We start from the raw sequence: 18,032 nt of genomic DNA, 5'->3' as shown, positions 1-18,032 counted from the left end.
AAGCTTTATTTTACATAATAAGAGGATGTGTATACGATGTCATTACAGACTAAATATATAGCGGGTATTTCGCTTGGGGTTATGGGTGTCGGCTTTGCGGCTTCTATCCCTTTTCAAGGAACGGTAGCTGGAGAGATTATACAAGGTGGATTTGAAGCTGGATTGGTTGGTGGACTTGCGGATTGGTTCGCGGTTACAGCTTTATTCCGTCATCCGATGGGAATACCAATTCCGCATACAGCTTTGTTACCTAAAAACCGTAAACGGGTAACGAAAGGACTCATTCATACGTTAGAAAATGAATGGCTGACGAAAGAAAGTATTACGAATAAAGTAAAAGAGATGCAGTTAGCACAAATGGTACTGCAAATTGCTGAGAGAGAAATGCAGTCTGATGCTGTGAAAAAGGGGATTGTAACGATTGCAGAGAAAGCAATTGTTACAATAGATACAGAAAAGTTAGCTGTTATTATTGAAAAAGAATTAAAAACATATTTGCATACAATTAATACAAGTAACATTTTACAAGTGCTTGTTGATCAATTAGTTGTGCAAGAATATGATGAAAAGACACTTGATTACATATTGGTGAAGGTAAAAGATTGGACAGCGCAAGATGAAGCTCGTTACCAGCTCGGTAGCTTAGGTATGAAGGCGATGGAAAATATAAAAGTAGATGGATTCTTGCAGTTTACTTTGAAATCATTTATGAATATTGTAGATGAAGATAAAATTGGCGGCATTTTGCAGAAGTTTATCATTAGTAATATTAACAGCTTACAAGAGGCTGATAATAGCACAAGACAACTTATATTAGCGAAGATTCGTCAAGAAATTATCAATGTAAAAGAAAATGAAGCCTTATTACAGGAATTAGAAAATTGGAAAGAAAAGTGGATTGCGAATTGGAATGCTACTGACAAAATAAAAGAGATGCTAGAGCAAGTACAACAAAGAGCAGTTGCTTTTGTAAATAATGAAGAATTTGCTGATAAATATGTTATTCCATTTTTACAAAAACAAATGAACAAAATAAAAGAAGATGAACAAACTGTTCAAAAAATAGAGGAGTGGTTACAAAAGCAAGTTGTTACACTTGTGGAAAAGAACCATTCGAAAATCGGTAAGCTTGTACAAGAAAATCTTGATAAGTTAGATGATAAAACGTTAATCGAAATGATTGAAAATAATGTCGGTAAAGATTTACAGTGGATCCGAGTAAACGGGGCGGTTTGCGGATTTATGATTGGATTAGTGTTAGAAGGAATTAAAGCGATTATATGAGAAAAACCTTCCGCAATTGCGGAAGGTTTTTTATTTTTCGAGAACACTCATATTCAAATTATAAGCTTTCTCAATATTTAACTTGTACGTCCCATTTCCAGTTTTAATCGAATTTTTATACCAATGTTCTTGGTTGTTTAATTCTGGATGTTCTTCTGAAGAAGTATTTTCGTTTTTCGTTAAATCTTCTACTTGTTCCCAAGGTGTGCTTCCATGTGTTTCTTTTTGATTTGTTACTGCTGTTAAAGATACATCACTCTCTTGTGCAAGATGGACAGACACTCTTGAGCTTTCCTGTACAAACCAATTATTTTGTAATTGACCTGGATAAAGAGATAGTTCGTTATTTGAAGCACGGATTTCCACATTTTTATTTTGCGGAAGAACAAGCGTTGGTTTCACCTGTGGTGCTGAATTAAATAACGTATGCTGAACAGGTAATGATTTTAAAGTGATATACATCGTTTCTCCAGCCGTTTGAACTGAAAGGAAATCATCTTGTTTTAAATTGAGTTTTTCATTTGCTTTCGTCGTCATTTCATAAGTTCCCAAAAGGTGAATTTGATTTGTATTATTTCCCTCTATCGTTAGAGGCTGATGACCTGCATCTACTACGATTTTTTTGATAGATTCAGGTATATCAAATTGTCCGTCTGGAATATTACTCGTTTGCCTCGTTGTGTTAATAGAGTGACGAACTTCTTCTAGTAATCCAGTTGATAATAAACAGTAAAAAGCAATTCCGACGCTTCCTAAAACACCGATAAAGAAAATACTAAAAATATCATATTTAATAAATGATTGTTCCTTCTTAGAAAATAGAAGGTATAGTAAAACTTCAGCTCCAAGTATGATAAGTAAAACTGGCCACCATGCAGTTAGTGTATCTAATACTTGAATTCCTTTTACGACTGAAAATAGTAAAAAGCATCCTAACGATATAATAGAAAGACCCATTGAGAATGTTCCAACACGCCAAGTCCTCATTCGCTTGTCCCACCTTTGTTTTCTTTATTTCCAAGTAACAATTTAAAGCCGCCGCCAATTAAAAGGAGTGCAACGATAGATGTCTGGAAATAGCGATAATATAGTTCACTAAGATGAATATTAAATATAGTTACAAAATAATCATTCAAAATAGGAAGGACTGTTTGATTTAATAAATAATAACCACCGAGTGTAATTAATCCGATACCGATCCATCTTTGATGATTTATAAAATAATCGATAATGGGTTCGTCTTGTACTCGTTCTTTTCCGTATTTTGCTGTTTGCTGTAACGCATCAAAAAAGCTATAGAACCAAATGATTGGTACTAAAAATAAAAACGCAGAAAGTCTTAATAAGTCGAGTAAATAAATAGATAGTAAAAAGGCTGCCATAAGCTGAAGACCACGGCGTTGTAAACCTAAATACATATGACCTGCTCCAGGGAACATCGCTAAAATAGAAGCAAATGTTTTACTTTTCTTTCCTTGCTCTCGATGTTCTTCAAACTCTTCGAAAATAGTACGATCATCTAGTTGCTCGCCACGTTCTTTTTTCTGGAGTTGCTGAACAACATCGAAGAAATTGTAAATCCATAAAACAGGTAATGTAATAAGGAAGATAAGAAAACTTTCTTGCGATGTTAAAAGTGCAACGAAAATAATCATACTTCCGATTCCTGTGCAAGCTACTAAAAACGTAAGACCACGTTGCATAAGTCCTAATTGGAAATGGCCAAGTCCAGGGATGATAGATAGGAGAATGATATAAAATCGTTCGCTCTCTTTAGAGGAATTTATCAATTCTCCAGCTTCTTGTTTTTTCGTTTGTTTTATAATGGTGATAACTAAATCTAGTAAGTTAATTACCCATAGAACAGCTAGTAAAAATAGAGAAAGAAAAGCAATATCACGTTCTCTTACTACTATGGTACAGAATACTGCAAAGGAGAATAGAAATAAAGATCCTCCGCTATATAAAATAAACCGTCCTAGCTTTTTTAAGTATAAATGTCCAAGCCCAGGAATTAGCCCTAATACAAGTGCTAAAAAGGGATTTTTATTCATGCTTTGAACCTCCGTCCTTTTTCGATGTGTCTACCGATTTGTTTACAATTTGTTGTGAAATAGAAGACTCGTTATGTTTTGAAGATTTCTCTAAATTTGATGTCGCTGTAAAAATATACTGAAATAAACCACTTACCATAAAAATAATTGTAGCCGCAGTCGCAATTATGTAATGAATGATCGTGCGCTTTAGTGAGGTTGTTTTTATATTTTCATTAGACTGTAGCGTTTCAAAATTAATTTGCGTCATAACTTCGTTCGTAAATGAATCATCATTTATCATTGGAAGGTTTTCATGTTGTTCATCAATACTTTCCATATAAAGTGTTAAACAATGATCACATTCGTAAAGATGTTCTTCCATAGATTCACGTTCATTGCCTTCTATAAAAGCTAATGTATAATTGCGCCAATCTTCTTTTGAATAATGCATCATAGAAACTCTTCCTCCTTCCAATGTTTTTTAATCCATTTTCGTGCCCGATACAGTTTCATTTCAACTGTTTTCACTTCGATGTTTTCCTGTAAAGCAATTTCTTGATAGCTTTTTTCTTCTAAGTAATGTGCGAGAACGACGTCACGGTAATTTTCCGGAAGTTCTCTCAGTTTTTGAGCGATGAGTGATTTTTGCTCTTTCGTCAATAATAAATCCTCAATATTATGAGAGGATTTTATATTTCCCTCAGTTTCTTTACATAAGGAGAGTTCTTCGTTTTCTCTAGCTTTCTTCCTCTTATAATCAATAGCGTGATTGGTGGCAATACGCGCCATCCACGTTTTTAATCCGCGAAATTGATAATTAGGGAGAGAGGCGTGAATTTTTACGAATACTTCTTGTGTAACATCTTTCGCATCTTCTTCATGTCTTAAAATAGAAAAGATAACTTGGAAAATATAATGACGATATGTTTGCACAAGGATACGAAAAGCATGTTCGCTTCCTTGTTGTGCTTTTTCAATTAATTGTTTTTCCTCAATGGGTCTCTCCCTCCTTTTTGACGCATTCTATTATATAGACGTAAAGAATGATAAGTCACCCTACACATTTTATAAAAAAAGAATAATATATTTTTTGTAGGAGAGCTAGATGAAAAAAGGTGTGAAAAAATGGTAAAGAGAAGTATATAATGAGCAAGTGGGAAATGTTACACGTAGAAAGGATGTGAATGTTAGTAGGAGGAAGGTCCATACTAACAAACATGAAAATTACAATATTGATAGCAGATGATAACTCTTTTATTAGAGAGGGCATGAAAATTATTTTAAATACATACGAAGAGTTTGAAGTAGTAGATACAGTAAATGATGGGAAGGAAGCAGTGGAGTATTGCAAAAAGAACGACGTTGATATCGCTCTATTAGATGTTCGCATGCCAAATATGAACGGGGTAGAGGCGACGAAATTCATTTGTGAAGAGACGAAAACAAAACCGCTTATTTTAACGACGTTTGATGATGATGAATATATTTTGGATGCAGTAAAAAACGGAGCTAAAGGTTATTTATTAAAAAATAACGATCCGGAGCGGATTCGTGATGCGATAAAAGGAGTATATAACGGTCAAACTGTTATGCAAGATGTTGTCCTCGATAAAATTAAGTCTAATTTAATGGAAAGTAAAGAGGAAGAATGTAAAATTGATAAGAGTCTTTTCACAGAAAGGGAGCTTAGTATTATCGCATTAATTGCAAAAGGTTTCTCAAATAAAGAAATTTCGAAACAGCTTTTTATATCTGAGGGAACAATTGCAAATTATATTACGTCAGTTTTAGGGAAAACTGGACTTGAACATCGCACACAAATTGCGATTTATTACTTAACAGGGAAAGTAGATTAATGATATGGAATTTTGGTTAACTGTAAGTAAATTAATTGTCTTTTTATATATTGTGTTTAGTTATATTTACGCAAATGTAGCAAATTTACCGTGGGTTATATTTACTTTACTTATTTACCTCTCTGTAAACGTAATGATTTCTATATTTAAAAAAGATACGTATAAAAAAATATTAATCTGTATGTCCATTGGCGTAGTTATGTTATTTACATGGAGGATTCATCCATTTTTTATTTTGTTTTTACCTTTGAACTTATACGAAATTATATTCTATTACATAGAAAAGAATTGGCCACGCTTTGTCATTATGATGCTCCCAATTACAATTGCAGATGAAAGTATTCGAATGACTTATGGATTAATTGTTGCATTTTCTTTTCTCGTTTTAACTATTGCAGATCGATATATATCGCGTGTAGTAAAGCTTGAATCGCAAAATGATAAGATGCGAAAAGATATGCAACGACTTACGAAAAGCTTACATGAAAATAAAGAGTACATAAGACAATCAGAATACACGTTTAAGCTAGAAGAGAGAAATCGGTTATCACAAGAAATTCATGATAAAATTGGCCACTCGATGACGGGTGCATTAATTCAAATGGAAGCAGCAAAAAGGTTAATGGAAATAGATAAAGAAAAATCTGCGGAGTTATTACAAAATGCAATTCACATTTCAAAAGATGGAATTGAAAGTATTCGCATTACATTAAAAAATATGAAGCCACCAACTGAGCAAATTGGCATTCATCGTATGAAATTATTCATAGAGGAATTTGCCGGTAAGAATGATGTGAATATTCCTTTTGTATACAAAGGGAACTTAGATATGATTTCTCCCATTCAGTGGAAAATTATCGGTGAGAATGTTACAGAAGCACTAACAAATGCAATGAAATATGCTGATGCGACAGTCATTTCTATAGATATTCATGTACTTAACAAGATGGTAAAGGTACAAGTGAAGGATAACGGAAAAGGGGTAGCTCTTGTTAAAAAAGGTCTCGGTATTATGGGGATGGAGGAGCGAACGGCGTCTGTAAACGGAAAAATTATTGTAGATGGGACAAGTGGTTTTTCAGTAACGATGTTGTTGCCAATATAAAGAGAATGGTACGAGGATGAACCATCTCATATGAAAAAAGTGAATATTCTCATGTGAAAAGAATGAACTTCTGCACTGAGCAGGTTCATTCTTTTTGTTTATACTAAAAGCAGAGAAACCGAAATAGGGGTGAAAATGATGAATACATTAGAAATTAAAAATTTAACGAAAAAATTTGGTGATTTCATCGCAGTTGATAATATGTCTTTATCTATTAAAGAAGGAGAAATATTTGGCTTTTTAGGATCAAATGGTGCTGGTAAGAGTACAACGATAAATATGATTGCTGGTTTGTTAAGAAGTAATGAAGGTGAAATTAGCATACTAGGAAAAAATATAAAGAAACATAATCGATTTGCAAAGATGAATATCGGTATTGTTCCACAAGATATTGCGATTTATGAAGAGTTAACTGCCTATGAAAATGTGAAATTCTTTGCTGGATTGTACGGATTACGAGGAGCTGAATTAAAAGCTAGGGTAGAGGAAGCTCTTCAATTTGTAGGACTTAGTGATAAACAGAAAAGCTATCCGAAGAACTTTTCTGGTGGGATGAAAAGAAGATTAAATATTGCTTGTGCAATTGCACATAGACCGAAGTTAATTATTATGGATGAACCGACAGTTGGAATTGATCCGCAGTCAAGGAACTATATTCTTCAGTCTGTCCGGAAGTTAAATGAAATGGGAAGCACTATTATTTACACGAGCCACTACATGGAAGAAGTAGAAGAGATTTGTACGAAAATCGCAATTGTCGACCACGGTAAAGTGATTGCAGAAGGTACGAAAGAACAGTTAAAAGCGATTATTACAGATACGAAAGATATTTGGATTGAAGTGAAGTCAGTAGAAAATTTAGATGTAGAAAAGTTAAAAGAGATAAACGGTGTGAAAGCTGTTCAGATTGAAGAGAACGTAATCAAGGTAAACTCGGATGCAGGATTAAATAATTTAAATCAAATTATTCAGCATTTCATTAATCATGACATTGAAATTCGTTCGTTAGAGGAGCAGGCTCCAAACTTAGAAACAGTATTTCTTACGTTAACCGGAAGAAACTTACGAGATAAATAAAAGGTAAATGAAGAAAAGGTAAAGGGAGGTTCATCAATTGAACATCTTCAATATTGCAATTATGCATATTAAAAGAGATTTCAGAGACGTAAGAACTTTAGTTTTTATGTTAGCATTTCCGATTGTGCTTATGCTTGTGTTAGGAACAGCGTTAACCAACGCATTTAATAGTGATAGTCATTCGATTAAAGATATACAAGTGCTATATAAAGATGAAGCGAGTAGCACGTTTTCTCAATCATTTGAAGCATTTACGAAAGAAGTGGATAAATCAGGTATTCATTTTAAAAAAGCTTCCGAAGGTATAGATGGGAAAGAAGAAGTGAAGAAAAATAAATATGCTGCTTATGTAGAGTTAAATAAAGATGGTGCAAAATTTTACGGAAGTGACAAAAGTAGTATTGAGGGGAGTATTGTGGAAGGAATGCTTACAACATTTGTTGATAAGTACAATGTAGCGGTCGAAGTTGCAAAAGTAGATCCTACTAAGGTGAGCACAGTTATTTCAAACGGAAATCATAATGATTATATAAAAGAAACATCCTTACAAGCTGCGAAAAAACCAGGTTCTATGGATTACTATGCGGTTGTAATGACAACGATGATTGCACTATATGCTGCGATGGGAGCGAGTTCTTTAATTCGAGGAGAACGAATACGTAAAACAGGAGATCGTCTCATTGCTGCACCTATAAGTAAAGCTGAAATATTCATTGGAAAAGTACTTGGTAGCCTAGTAGCAAATGCCCTGTGCATATTACTCGTCATGTTATTTAGTAAATTTGTTTTTCAAGCGAATTGGGGCGACCATCTTGGAATCATATTTCTTATTTTATTAACACAAGTCTTTCTAGCAATTAGCTTCGGTTTAGGAATCGGATATATTACGAAAACAGCTGAAGCGTCTAGGGCAATTATTATGGTTGTTGTGCAATTAGCTTCTATTTTTGGAGGTGCATATTTCGTAATAGAAGAAAATTTCGTTACGAATTTATCACCATTAACTTGGGCAAATACAGCTGTTATGAAAATTATTTATGCAAATGATGTAGGGGCAGCATTATCAGTCATTTCTTTAAACCTTGGAATTTCAGCACTCTTTTTATTAATTGCAATTATTGCATTACGTAGACGGGAGGGGCTATAGTATGAAGGATATTTTATGGCTCATACAAAAAACGTTATCTGTGCTTTTGAAAAATAAAAAAAGTTTACTCATTATAATTAGCTTGCCGATAATAGGGACGCTCATTTCCTTCTCGATATATGGAAATGCAGGGCAAGGAACGTTAAATATCGGGATTGTAAATAAAGAAAATGAGCCGATAACAAATGATACGATAAAGTTTTTAGAAGGATTAAATCATGTGAATGTGAGTAAGGTTAAGGAGTCTGAAGTAGAAGATAAACTCACTTCCAAAAAACTTGATGGAGTTATTACATTGGATTCTGGTTTTTCAAAAAGTGTTCGAGAAGGGAAACCAGAGCATATTGAAATTTCATCGATTAAAGGTGATCAAGTAACAGGATTTATAAAATCATATTTATATAATTATATTGATAATATAGCAGCTATTAGTAAAGTAGCAGGAACAGATCAAAGTACATTCGACAATATGTACGCAGGGTATCAAAAAGGTTCATTTAAAATGAAAACTGAGACGCTAGAAGATACTTCGAAAAATAAAGATATGACAAATCAAACGATGGGTTACCTTATTATGTTTATGCTGTTTTCAGCAGCTAACTTATCAGGTCATATTTTAAAAGAAAAAGAGAATAGAACGTACTTTAGACTATTATCAACGCCGATAGATGGGAAGAAGTTCATATTATCTAATGTCGGGGTAAATATGATAATACTAACAGTACAAATTTTGATTACAATCCTATTCCTGACGAATGTTTTTCATACGGATATCAATATGTCTTTCATAGTGATGATGGGCGTACTAATGCTATTTGCATTAATCGCAATTGGAATATCATTAGTCCTTGTAGCTTTTTCGAAAAACTCAGCATCGGCAAATGCGATGCAAAATATGATCATTGTACCAACATGCTTACTTGCGGGATGTTATTTCCCATATGATATTATGCCAAGTGCAGTACAAAAAGTAGCTAATTTTCTTCCACAGCGCTGGTTGTTAGATACGATATCAAAACTACAGCAAGGAATTCCATTCTCTGAGTTGTATTTAAACATTTTAATTTTATTCGCTTTCGCGATTGCATTCTTCTTAATTGCGATTTATAAGTTTGGAAGAAATAATGATGCGAGGAATTTTGTTTAATGTGAAAAGGATGTGACGTTAAGTCACATCCTTTTTTGTATGAAGCATGAAATCTAAACTTGAATGACAAAATAGAAAGGTGGAAAGAAAATGATCGGAAGGAAATCAAAATGATTAAAAAAATATTGCGAGTTACTTCTATTGCTATTGCTATTTTCGTTTTTATTTTAATATGGATGCATATCGATGTTACCTTAGGTAGGAAAATGGAAGCTGGGAAAAACATGCCGACAGAGTATGCGCCTCATTATAGTGACTTTCAATTATATGTAGAAGGGAAGCCTTTTTATAAACAATTATTTACTGATATAAGAGAAGCTAAAAGCTCCATCTACACTTATTTCTTCATTTTGTCGGATGATAAAAGTAGCCATACTTTTTTAAACTTATTAAAAGAGAAGGCAAAAGAAGGATTAAACGTCTATTTATCAGTTGATCGCATGAATGATTTATCATTTGAAAGAAAGGTGATAAATGAATTGCGGGAAAGTGGTGTACATTTTACATATAGTAGAAAACCTACATTACCATTCGGATTTTATTCACTTCACCATCGTAATCATCGCCGTATTACGACGATTGATGGAGAAATTGGCTATACAGGCGGATTTAATATAGGAGATGAGTACTTAGGGAAAGATAAGCGATTTGGATATTGGCGTGATTATCATGTGCGGCTTAAAGGAGAAGGAGCAAAAGATTTAGAACAGCAATTCGCTTTAGATTGGAAACGAGATACGAAAGAAGAGATAAAGAGGAGTACGAATAAAGCTAGTAAAGGGAATACATTACATACTATGACTAGTTACAATGGGCATTACGTTGCTGAAAAATATATAGAGCTCATAAAACAAGCTCAGCACTCCATTGTAATTGCAACACCGTATTTTATAGCGAAAAATAAAGAATCTATGAATGCTTTAATCGCGGCGCAAAAGCGTGGTGTTACAGTAAAAATACTTTGGTCATATAAACCGGATCTACCTCTTATAAAAGAAGCGGCGTATCCATACATACGTCAAGCTGTTAATAATGGGATTACTGTATATGGTTATAAAAAAGGAATGTTCCATGGTAAATTAATGCTTATTGATAATGAATTAACCGTTATTGGTACAACAAACTTTACTTCGCGTAGCTTCAATATAAATGATGAAATGAATTTTTATATTTATGGTGGTCCTATTGTAGGACAAGTTAATAAGGCGTTAACAGAGGATTTTCATGATTCGAAAGAAATGACGAAAGAGTTTTTTGAAAAGTTATCTTTTTGGGAGCGTTGTAAGGAGAAAGTGGCAGGATTGGTTGACTTCTATTTGTGATGATGAATTAGGAAAGGGTGCCTACAAAAGGCACCCTTTTTGGTGGGGAATTATTATTTTTCATGCACCAGCATCGTAACATCATCATTGATCAACGTCCCCACATGTTCGCCTAAACATATTTTCTTCATGACCCCAGGCTCATCAAAGTTAAAGACATGCGTTGGTAAATTGTAGTCTCTGGCAAGCAGTAATGCCGCTTGATCCATGACTTGTATATTTTGTCTAACGACATCATTATAGTTTAGTTTGCTGTACATTTTTGCTGATTTATTATGCTTTGGATCACTTGTAAAGACGCCATCTACCCCTTGTTTTGCGACTAATATGGCATCACTATTCATCTCGATGGCTCTTTGTACACTTGGATAATCTGTTGTCACGAACGGTTGGCCGTTTCCGCCTCCAAAGATAACGATATAGCCGTTATCTAAATGGTGGACTGCACGCAAGCGAATGTATGGTTCAGCTACTGCATTAAATGGAATGGAAGTCATAACGCGTACTTCTCTATTTGTTTTACTTGTTAAAACACCGCGAAGCATTAAGCTGTTAATGATTGTACCTAACGTACCGATATTATCAGCTTCCACGCGATCGATTCCCCATTCTTCAGCTAGATGCCCCCTAAAAATGTTACCGCCACCGATGACGATGGATACTTCGATACCTAAATCAACAATAGATAAAATTTCGTTTGCGATATGTTCTAATCGTTTGGAGTTAAAGCTATTTCCAGTTTGATCGGCAAGTGCACCGCCGCTTAATTTAATTAAGACACGTTTATATGGTCTCATAACAATTCCCCCTATATAGATCGCAATAAAAAAGGAACAAAGGCGAATGCCTTTGTTCCTTTTTAAGAAAATGAAAAAGAAAAGAAGAAGATAGGACGAATTGCTTTGTATAGTTTTTCATAACATCCACTCCTTTTCATTTTGATTTGTTTTAAGTATATATCTTTTTGATTATACGAAACAATCTGATTACTTATCAAGTTTATTTTATCGTTTTTTAACAAAATGGTGTCAATGAAAAAAAGAAGAAAAATATTTGAATTTTTTGTGACGAACTTGTAGGTTTTTGTATGATTTTGTAGGTTCGCTTATAAGATGTGTGAGTAGCTTTTATAAATTCAAATTGAAAGCGTTCGCATGAAGGGGATGAACATAAATGAAAAAATTCGGATTGGCAACACAAATTTTTGTCGCGCTTGTTTTAGGGATTGTAGTAGGGGCAGTCTTTTATGGCAATAAAACAGCGATTTCTTATATCACACCAATTGGGGATATATTTATTCACTTAATTAAGATGATTGTAGTACCAATTGTTATTTCAGCATTAATTGTTGCGGTAGCTGGTGTAGGAGATATGAAAAAGCTTGGGAAACTGGGCGGTAAGACAATTCTTTATTTCGAAATTATTACGACGATTGCTATTTTAATGGGATTACTTGCAGCGAATATATTCCAACCAGGTACTGGTGTTGATATGAGTAATTTACAGCAAAGTGATATTTCTTCTTATAAACAAACAGCAGATGCAACGGAGAAGAAAGGTTTTGCTGAGACAATTGTTCACATTGTACCGAAAAACGTATTTGAATCGATTGCACAAGGTGACCTATTACCGATTATATTCTTCTCAGTATTATTCGGCTTAGGAGTTGCGGCAATTGGGGAAAAAGGAAAGCCTGTTTTTAACTTCTTTGAAGGCGTACTCGAAGCAATGTTTTGGGTTACAAATCAAGTTATGAAATTTGCACCATTTGGTGTATTCGCATTAATTGCCGTTACAGTTGCAAAATTTGGTGTAGCAACATTACTTCCGCTAGGAAAACTAGTGCTAGCTGTATACGTAACTGTTATACTATTCGTTGTGATTGTATTAGGTATTAATGCACGAATGGTTGGAGTAAACATTTTTACATTAATAAAAATTTTAAAAGAAGAACTGATTCTTTCGTTTACGACAGCAAGTTCAGAAGCTGTTTTACCTAATATAATGAGAAAAATGGAAGAGTTCGGTTGTCCAAAGGCAGTTGCCTCTTTCGTAATTCCGACAGGTTATACATTTAACTTGACTGGATCGGCTATTTATCAAGCGTTAGCGGCATTGTTTGTTGCCCAAATGTACGGTGTGCACATGTCACTGACAGAGCAAATAACGTTATTATTCGTTCTCATGTTAACATCCAAAGGTATGGCGGGAGTTCCAGGTGCATCGTTCGTTGTTGTATTAGCAACGTTAGGTTCAATGGGGTTACCACTAGAAGGTATCGCGTTAATTGCGGGAATTGACCGCATTTTAGATATGATTCGCTCATCTGTCAATGTATTAGGGAATGCATTAGCGGCCATTGTTATGTCGAAGTGGGAAGGCGAATTCGATAATGAGAAAGCAAAACAATATGTAGAAACAGTCAAAGAAACAAAAGCAGCATAAGAAATCGTTAAGGAGTGAATAATCATGGCAACATTAACTGAAGTTAAAAATGGTGTTCGAATTGAAAAAGATTTTTTAGGTGAAAAAGAAGTACCAAACTATGCATACTACGGCGTACAAACGATGCGTGCAGTTGAAAACTTCCCGATTACAGGATACAAAATCCATGAAGGCTTAATTAGAGCGTTCGCAATTGTAAAAAAAGCAGCAGCACTTGCGAATACAGATGTAGGAAGATTGGAATTGAACAAGGGTGGCGCAATCGCAGAGGCTGCTCAAGAAATTCTTGATGGAAAATGGCATGATCATTTCATCGTAGATCCAATTCAGGGCGGAGCAGGTACTTCAATGAACATGAATGCAAATGAAGTCATTGCCAATCGTGCTCTTGAATTATTAGGAATGGAAAAGGGAGACTATCACTATATTAGTCCAAATAGTCATGTAAACATGGCGCAATCAACAAACGATGCATTCCCAACAGCGATTCATATCGCTACATTAAACGCATTAGAAGGTTTATTACAAACGATGGGTTATATGCACGATGTATTTGAATTAAAAGCAGAACAGTTCGATCATGTGATTAAAATGGGTCGTACACATTTACAAGATGCTGTGCCAATTCGTCTTGGACAAGAGTTTAAAGCATACTCTCGTGTACTTGAACGTGATATGAAACGAATTCAGCAATCACGTCAACACTTATATGAAGTGAACATGGGAGCAACTGCAGTTGGTACAGGCTTAAATGCAGATCCAGAATATATTGAAGCAGTTGTAAAACATTTAGCTGCAATCAGTGAATTACCGCTAGTTGGTGCAGAAGATTTAGTGGATGCGACACAAAATACGGATGCTTATACTGAAGTATCTGCAGCACTTAAAGTATGTATGATGAATATGTCTAAAATTGCGAATGACCTTCGCTTAATGGCATCAGGTCCACGTGTTGGTTTAGCAGAAATTATGTTACCAGCTCGTCAGCCAGGTTCATCTATTATGCCAGGGAAAGTAAACCCTGTTATGCCAGAAGTTATTAACCAAATTGCGTTCCAAGTAATTGGTAATGACCATACAATTTGCCTTGCTTCAGAAGCAGGACAATTGGAATTAAACGTTATGGAACCAGTACTTGTTTTCAACTTACTGCAATCAATTAGCATTATGAATAACGGTTTCCGTGCCTTTACAGATAATTGCTTAAAAGGAATTGAAGCGAATGAAGATCGCTTAAAAGAGTATGTTGAGAAAAGTGTAGGAATTATTACAGCCGTGAACCCTCATATCGGTTATGAAGCTGCAGCTCGCGTTGCGAAAGAAGCAATCGCGACAGGGCAATCCGTTCGAGAACTTTGTGTGAAAAATGGTGTACTGTCACAAGAAGACTTAGAGTTAATTCTAGATCCATTCGAAATGACACATCCAGGGATTGCAGGAGCAACTCTTTTAAAGAAAAATTAAAAGAAGAGGGGGGACAAGCCCCTCTTTTTTGTTTACAATATAGAAATGCTATATGAATAGAGGTAGGGATGTTATGAGCAAGTTTACAGTAGCTTCTAATGGTGCATTAGAAACAACATTAAGAGGAGCAGAAGTATTATCAACACCACTTTTAAATAAAGGGGTAGCCTTCACACAAAATGAAAGAGAAGAGTTAGGTTTAAAAGGGTTATTACCGCCAGCGGTTTTAACGTTAGAAGAACAGGCACGCCGAGCATACGAACAATTTAGTTCGCAGCCGGATGATTTATTAAAGAATGTATACTTAACTGCGTTACATGATCGAAATGAAGTATTATTTTATCGTATATTAACAGATCATTTACGTGAAATGTTACCGATTGTATATACACCAACTGTCGGTGTAGCAATTCAAAGGTATAGTCATGAATATCGTAAACCACGTGGTATTTACTTATCAATTAACGACCCATCAGGTATTGAAGAAGCGTTTGCCAATATCGGTGCAACAGCTGAAAATATTGATTTAGTCGTTGTAACAGATGGAGAAGGTATATTAGGAATTGGTGATTGGGGTGTTGGCGGTATTAATATCGCAATCGGAAAATTAGCTGTTTACACTGCCGCAGTTGGAATCGATCCTAGCCGCGTATTACCGGTAATTTTAGATGTAGGTACAAACCGTGAGGAACTATTAAACAATCCATTTTATATTGGAAATCGTCACCCTCGTATAACAGGTGAAGCTTACGATGAATTTATTGATACGTTTGTACAAGCGGTAAATAAACAATTCCCGAAAGCACTTTTACATTGGGAAGACTTTAGCTCTCGTAACGCACGAAAAATTTTAGATAAATACCGTCATGACGTTTGTACGTTTAATGATGATATTCAAGGTACAGGTGCAGTTTCACTTGCGGCAGTATTATCGGCAGTGAAAGCTTCTGGTGTACCGCTAAGTGAACACCGCGTTGTTGTATTTGGTGCTGGTACGGCTGGAATCGGTATCGCAGATCAAGTTAGAGATGCGATGGTCCGCGTAGGTGTATCTGAAGAAGAATCATATAAGCGTTTCTGGTGTATTGATCGTAACGGGTTAGTTACAGATAATATGGAAGATCTTCTTGATTTCCAAATTCCGTACGCAAGAAAAGAAGCAGAAGTAAGTGAGTGGAAAGAAAATGATGTGATCGGACTTGCTGAAGTTGTGAAACATGTAAAACCGACAATTTTAATTGGTACATCTACTGTTGCAGGTGCATTTAAAGAAGAGATTATTAAAGAAATGGCTTCTCACGTAGAAAGACCAATCATTTTACCAATGTCGAATCCGACGCCACTTGCTGAAGCAAAACCAGCAGATTTAATCGAGTGGACAGAAGGAAGAGCGTTAGTTGCAACAGGAAGTCCATTTGAACCAGTTACATATAACGGTGTAACGTATGTGATTGGACAATCAAATAATGCACTTATTTTCCCAGGGCTTGGTCTTGGAACAATTGTAGTACGAGCAAGCGTCATGACGGATGGAATGTTCGCAGCGGCTGCTGAAGCAGTTGCAAGTATGGTAGATACAAGTCAGCCAGGAGCACCTATTTTACCAGAGGTCGAAGAATTACGTAATATCTCAGAAATGGTTGCAATTGAAGTAGCGAAAGTTGCAGTTGCAGAAGGTGTTGCAAGAGTGAACTTAAGTGATAACGATATCAAGATGGCAGTGAAAGAAGCAATGTGGAAGCCAGAGTATCGCCAAATAAAAGCGGTAGAAAAGGTTAGAATATAGAAAAAAAGCCCGTTTATAACAATAAGCGGGCTTTCGCTTTTACTACTGAAAAAAGTATAGGAAGTGTCACCTTTGAATTGGAATCAATTATGGAAGAAAGATATGTCCCTTTTAATTATATTAATGGTCGTTGTTCCGATTGCTGGGGAGCTGAACTTTCATCCCTTTAATGATACGTTTCGAGTTAGCTTCGGTACACCGCTATTCTTCTTTTTATTATTATTTTTAAGAAGAGTACCAGCAGGAGTTGCAGGTATTCTTGTTGGTATATCTGTAGTCTTATTTCGAGTATGTCTTGACTGGATCATGCAAGGTTCATTTCATATGACAGAATCATTTTATTTGCGTTATCCTGTGTTCTTCTATTATTTTATTTATGGCAGTCTTTTTTCGCTTTGCAGGGTAAATAAGTTCCACCAGAAACCAATCATTATTGGATGCCTTGGAATTTCAATTGAAATTGTTGCAAGTATGTCAGAACTTGCGTTTTATCACATGTTAGTACTCGGTACAACAATAACGATTTCTGAAGTAAATAAACTTATTATTATTGCTATTTTTCGTAGTTTCTTTGCACTTGGTTTTTTAAATATGATGAATTTATATGAAACGAAATTAAAAGAATCGCAAGTTCGAAAAGAAAATGAAAATATGTTAATGCATCTTTCTAATTTATATGTGGAATCTGTTCATTTGAAAAAGACGTTACAAAATGCGGAGTTAATTACACAAGAAGCATATCAACTATATCGAAATTTACAAGTAAACGCTGATTCAAGTAGTAAAACAGCATTGAAAATAGCAGGGGAAGTGCATGAAATAAAAAAGGATAATCAAAGGATATTTGCAGGATTATCTAAACTGTTATTAGATAAAAATGTGGCTGAATATGTAGAAGGACATGAGTTAGCAGAAATGATTGTTAGAATAAATGAAAAGTATGCTGAAATGCTAGCAAAGGATATACGTTTTTCTAAACATATAGAAGGTGAGCATGCTGCATACCACGTGTATACAGTTCTATCAATTTTTAACAATTTAGTTTCGAATGCAGTTGAAGCAATTGAAGATAAAGGTGTCGTTATTATTAAGCTATATAAAAGAGATCAACATATATTTTTTGAAGTAATTGACGATGGGCCTGGTATTGCACAAAAGTATAAGAAATTAGTATTTAAGCCAGGATTTACTTCCAAGTATGATCAAACGGGAACGCCGTCAACTGGTATTGGGCTTTCTTACATAAATGAAATGGTAACAGAGCTAGGCGGAGAAGTCAGATTAGAAGACCGAGAAAATAAAAGAGGATGTAAGTTTATCGTTTGTTTACCGGAGGGTAGTTTAAAGCGGGAAGGGGAATAGA

At 35.0% G+C, this 18,032-nt stretch carries 16 protein-coding genes; 11 read left to right on the top strand and 5 right to left on the bottom strand.

Annotated features, from left to right (window positions below; genetic code table 11):
• Window positions 1-36: 36 nt before the first annotated feature.
• Window positions 37-1,284 carry a DUF445 domain-containing protein gene (locus AC1Q8L_RS03550; protein WP_000058308.1) on the top strand — a complete coding sequence of 416 codons (1,248 nt, stop codon included), beginning with the start codon at window positions 37-39 and terminating at the stop codon, window positions 1,282-1,284.
• 30 nt (window positions 1,285-1,314) lie between these two features.
• Here AC1Q8L_RS03550 and exsE read toward each other — a convergent pair whose 3' ends face one another.
• Genes exsE through AC1Q8L_RS03530 form a run of 4 tightly spaced genes read right to left on the bottom strand, consistent with a single transcriptional unit; the run spans window position 1,315 to window position 4,253 of the window.
• The gene (gene exsE, locus AC1Q8L_RS03545) at window positions 1,315-2,271 is read right to left on the bottom strand and encodes an exosporium protein ExsE (protein ID WP_001261423.1); all 957 of its coding nucleotides are present in this window, start codon (window positions 2,269-2,271) and stop codon (window positions 1,315-1,317) included.
• Window positions 2,268-3,338, bottom strand: coding sequence for a hypothetical protein (locus tag AC1Q8L_RS03540; RefSeq protein ID WP_001039116.1), 1,071 nt, complete (start codon window positions 3,336-3,338; stop codon window positions 2,268-2,270). The genes exsE and AC1Q8L_RS03540 overlap by 4 nt, the downstream gene beginning before the upstream one ends.
• On the bottom strand, window positions 3,331-3,774 hold the full coding sequence (locus AC1Q8L_RS03535; RefSeq protein ID WP_000972334.1) for a hypothetical protein: 444 nt from the start codon (window positions 3,772-3,774) through the stop codon (window positions 3,331-3,333). The genes AC1Q8L_RS03540 and AC1Q8L_RS03535 overlap by 8 nt, the downstream gene beginning before the upstream one ends.
• Window positions 3,771-4,253: an RNA polymerase sigma factor gene (locus tag AC1Q8L_RS03530; RefSeq protein WP_001195478.1), complete on the bottom strand. Its 483-nt coding sequence runs from the start codon at window positions 4,251-4,253 to the stop codon at window positions 3,771-3,773. The genes AC1Q8L_RS03535 and AC1Q8L_RS03530 overlap by 4 nt, the downstream gene beginning before the upstream one ends.
• Before the next feature lie 284 nt (window positions 4,254-4,537).
• Here AC1Q8L_RS03530 and AC1Q8L_RS03525 point away from each other — a divergent pair, with 284 nt between their 5' ends.
• From AC1Q8L_RS03525 to cls, 6 genes are all read left to right on the top strand, one after another.
• Window positions 4,538-5,176 carry a response regulator transcription factor gene (locus tag AC1Q8L_RS03525; RefSeq protein ID WP_000704780.1) on the top strand — a complete coding sequence of 213 codons (639 nt, stop codon included), beginning with the start codon at window positions 4,538-4,540 and terminating at the stop codon, window positions 5,174-5,176.
• 4 nt (window positions 5,177-5,180) lie between these two features.
• A complete protein-coding gene (locus AC1Q8L_RS03520) occupies window positions 5,181-6,281 on the top strand; it encodes a sensor histidine kinase (protein ID WP_000397686.1) in 1,101 nt (366 codons plus the stop codon).
• A gap of 138 nt (window positions 6,282-6,419) precedes the next feature.
• Complete coding sequence (locus AC1Q8L_RS03515) at window positions 6,420-7,358, top strand: ABC transporter ATP-binding protein (RefSeq protein ID WP_001093820.1); 939 nt, start codon at window positions 6,420-6,422, stop codon at window positions 7,356-7,358.
• Between the two features lie 37 nt (window positions 7,359-7,395).
• Entirely contained in the window at window positions 7,396-8,505 is a 1,110-nt protein-coding gene (locus AC1Q8L_RS03510) for an ABC transporter permease (RefSeq protein WP_001020153.1), read from the top strand.
• 1 nt (window position 8,506) lies between these two features.
• A complete protein-coding gene (locus AC1Q8L_RS03505) occupies window positions 8,507-9,652 on the top strand; it encodes an ABC transporter permease (protein ID WP_000651886.1) in 1,146 nt (381 codons plus the stop codon).
• Between the two features lie 110 nt (window positions 9,653-9,762).
• Window positions 9,763-10,974 (top strand): cardiolipin synthase, encoded by a 1,212-nt coding sequence (gene cls, locus AC1Q8L_RS03500; RefSeq protein ID WP_000591897.1) that lies wholly within the window; start codon window positions 9,763-9,765, stop codon window positions 10,972-10,974.
• Between the two features lie 53 nt (window positions 10,975-11,027).
• Here the strand turns inward: cls and pyrH are convergent, their stop codons facing one another.
• Window positions 11,028-11,771, bottom strand: a complete 744-nt coding sequence (gene pyrH / locus AC1Q8L_RS03495; RefSeq protein WP_001248061.1) for a UMP kinase — start codon at window positions 11,769-11,771, stop codon at window positions 11,028-11,030.
• A gap of 376 nt (window positions 11,772-12,147) precedes the next feature.
• On the opposite strand from pyrH, the gene AC1Q8L_RS03490 reads away from it, so the two are divergent.
• The 4 genes from AC1Q8L_RS03490 (at window position 12,148) to AC1Q8L_RS03475 (ending at window position 18,031) form a co-directional block, all read left to right on the top strand.
• Window positions 12,148-13,419 (top strand): cation:dicarboxylate symporter family transporter, encoded by a 1,272-nt coding sequence (locus AC1Q8L_RS03490; protein WP_000713291.1) that lies wholly within the window; start codon window positions 12,148-12,150, stop codon window positions 13,417-13,419.
• 24 nt (window positions 13,420-13,443) lie between these two features.
• Window positions 13,444-14,883: an aspartate ammonia-lyase gene (gene aspA, locus AC1Q8L_RS03485; RefSeq protein WP_000224194.1), complete on the top strand. Its 1,440-nt coding sequence runs from the start codon at window positions 13,444-13,446 to the stop codon at window positions 14,881-14,883.
• Between the two features lie 73 nt (window positions 14,884-14,956).
• Entirely contained in the window at window positions 14,957-16,669 is a 1,713-nt protein-coding gene (gene malS / locus AC1Q8L_RS03480) for an oxaloacetate-decarboxylating malate dehydrogenase (RefSeq protein WP_000033285.1), read from the top strand.
• Between the two features lie 63 nt (window positions 16,670-16,732).
• A complete protein-coding gene (locus AC1Q8L_RS03475; RefSeq protein WP_080017571.1) occupies window positions 16,733-18,031 on the top strand; it encodes an ATP-binding protein in 1,299 nt (432 codons plus the stop codon).
• The last annotated feature ends 1 nt before the right edge of the window (window position 18,032 follow it).

Source organism: Bacillus sp. GW823-FHT06A11 (assembly GCF_058795355.1).
This window is presented reverse-complemented; position numbering and strand designations above follow the sequence as displayed.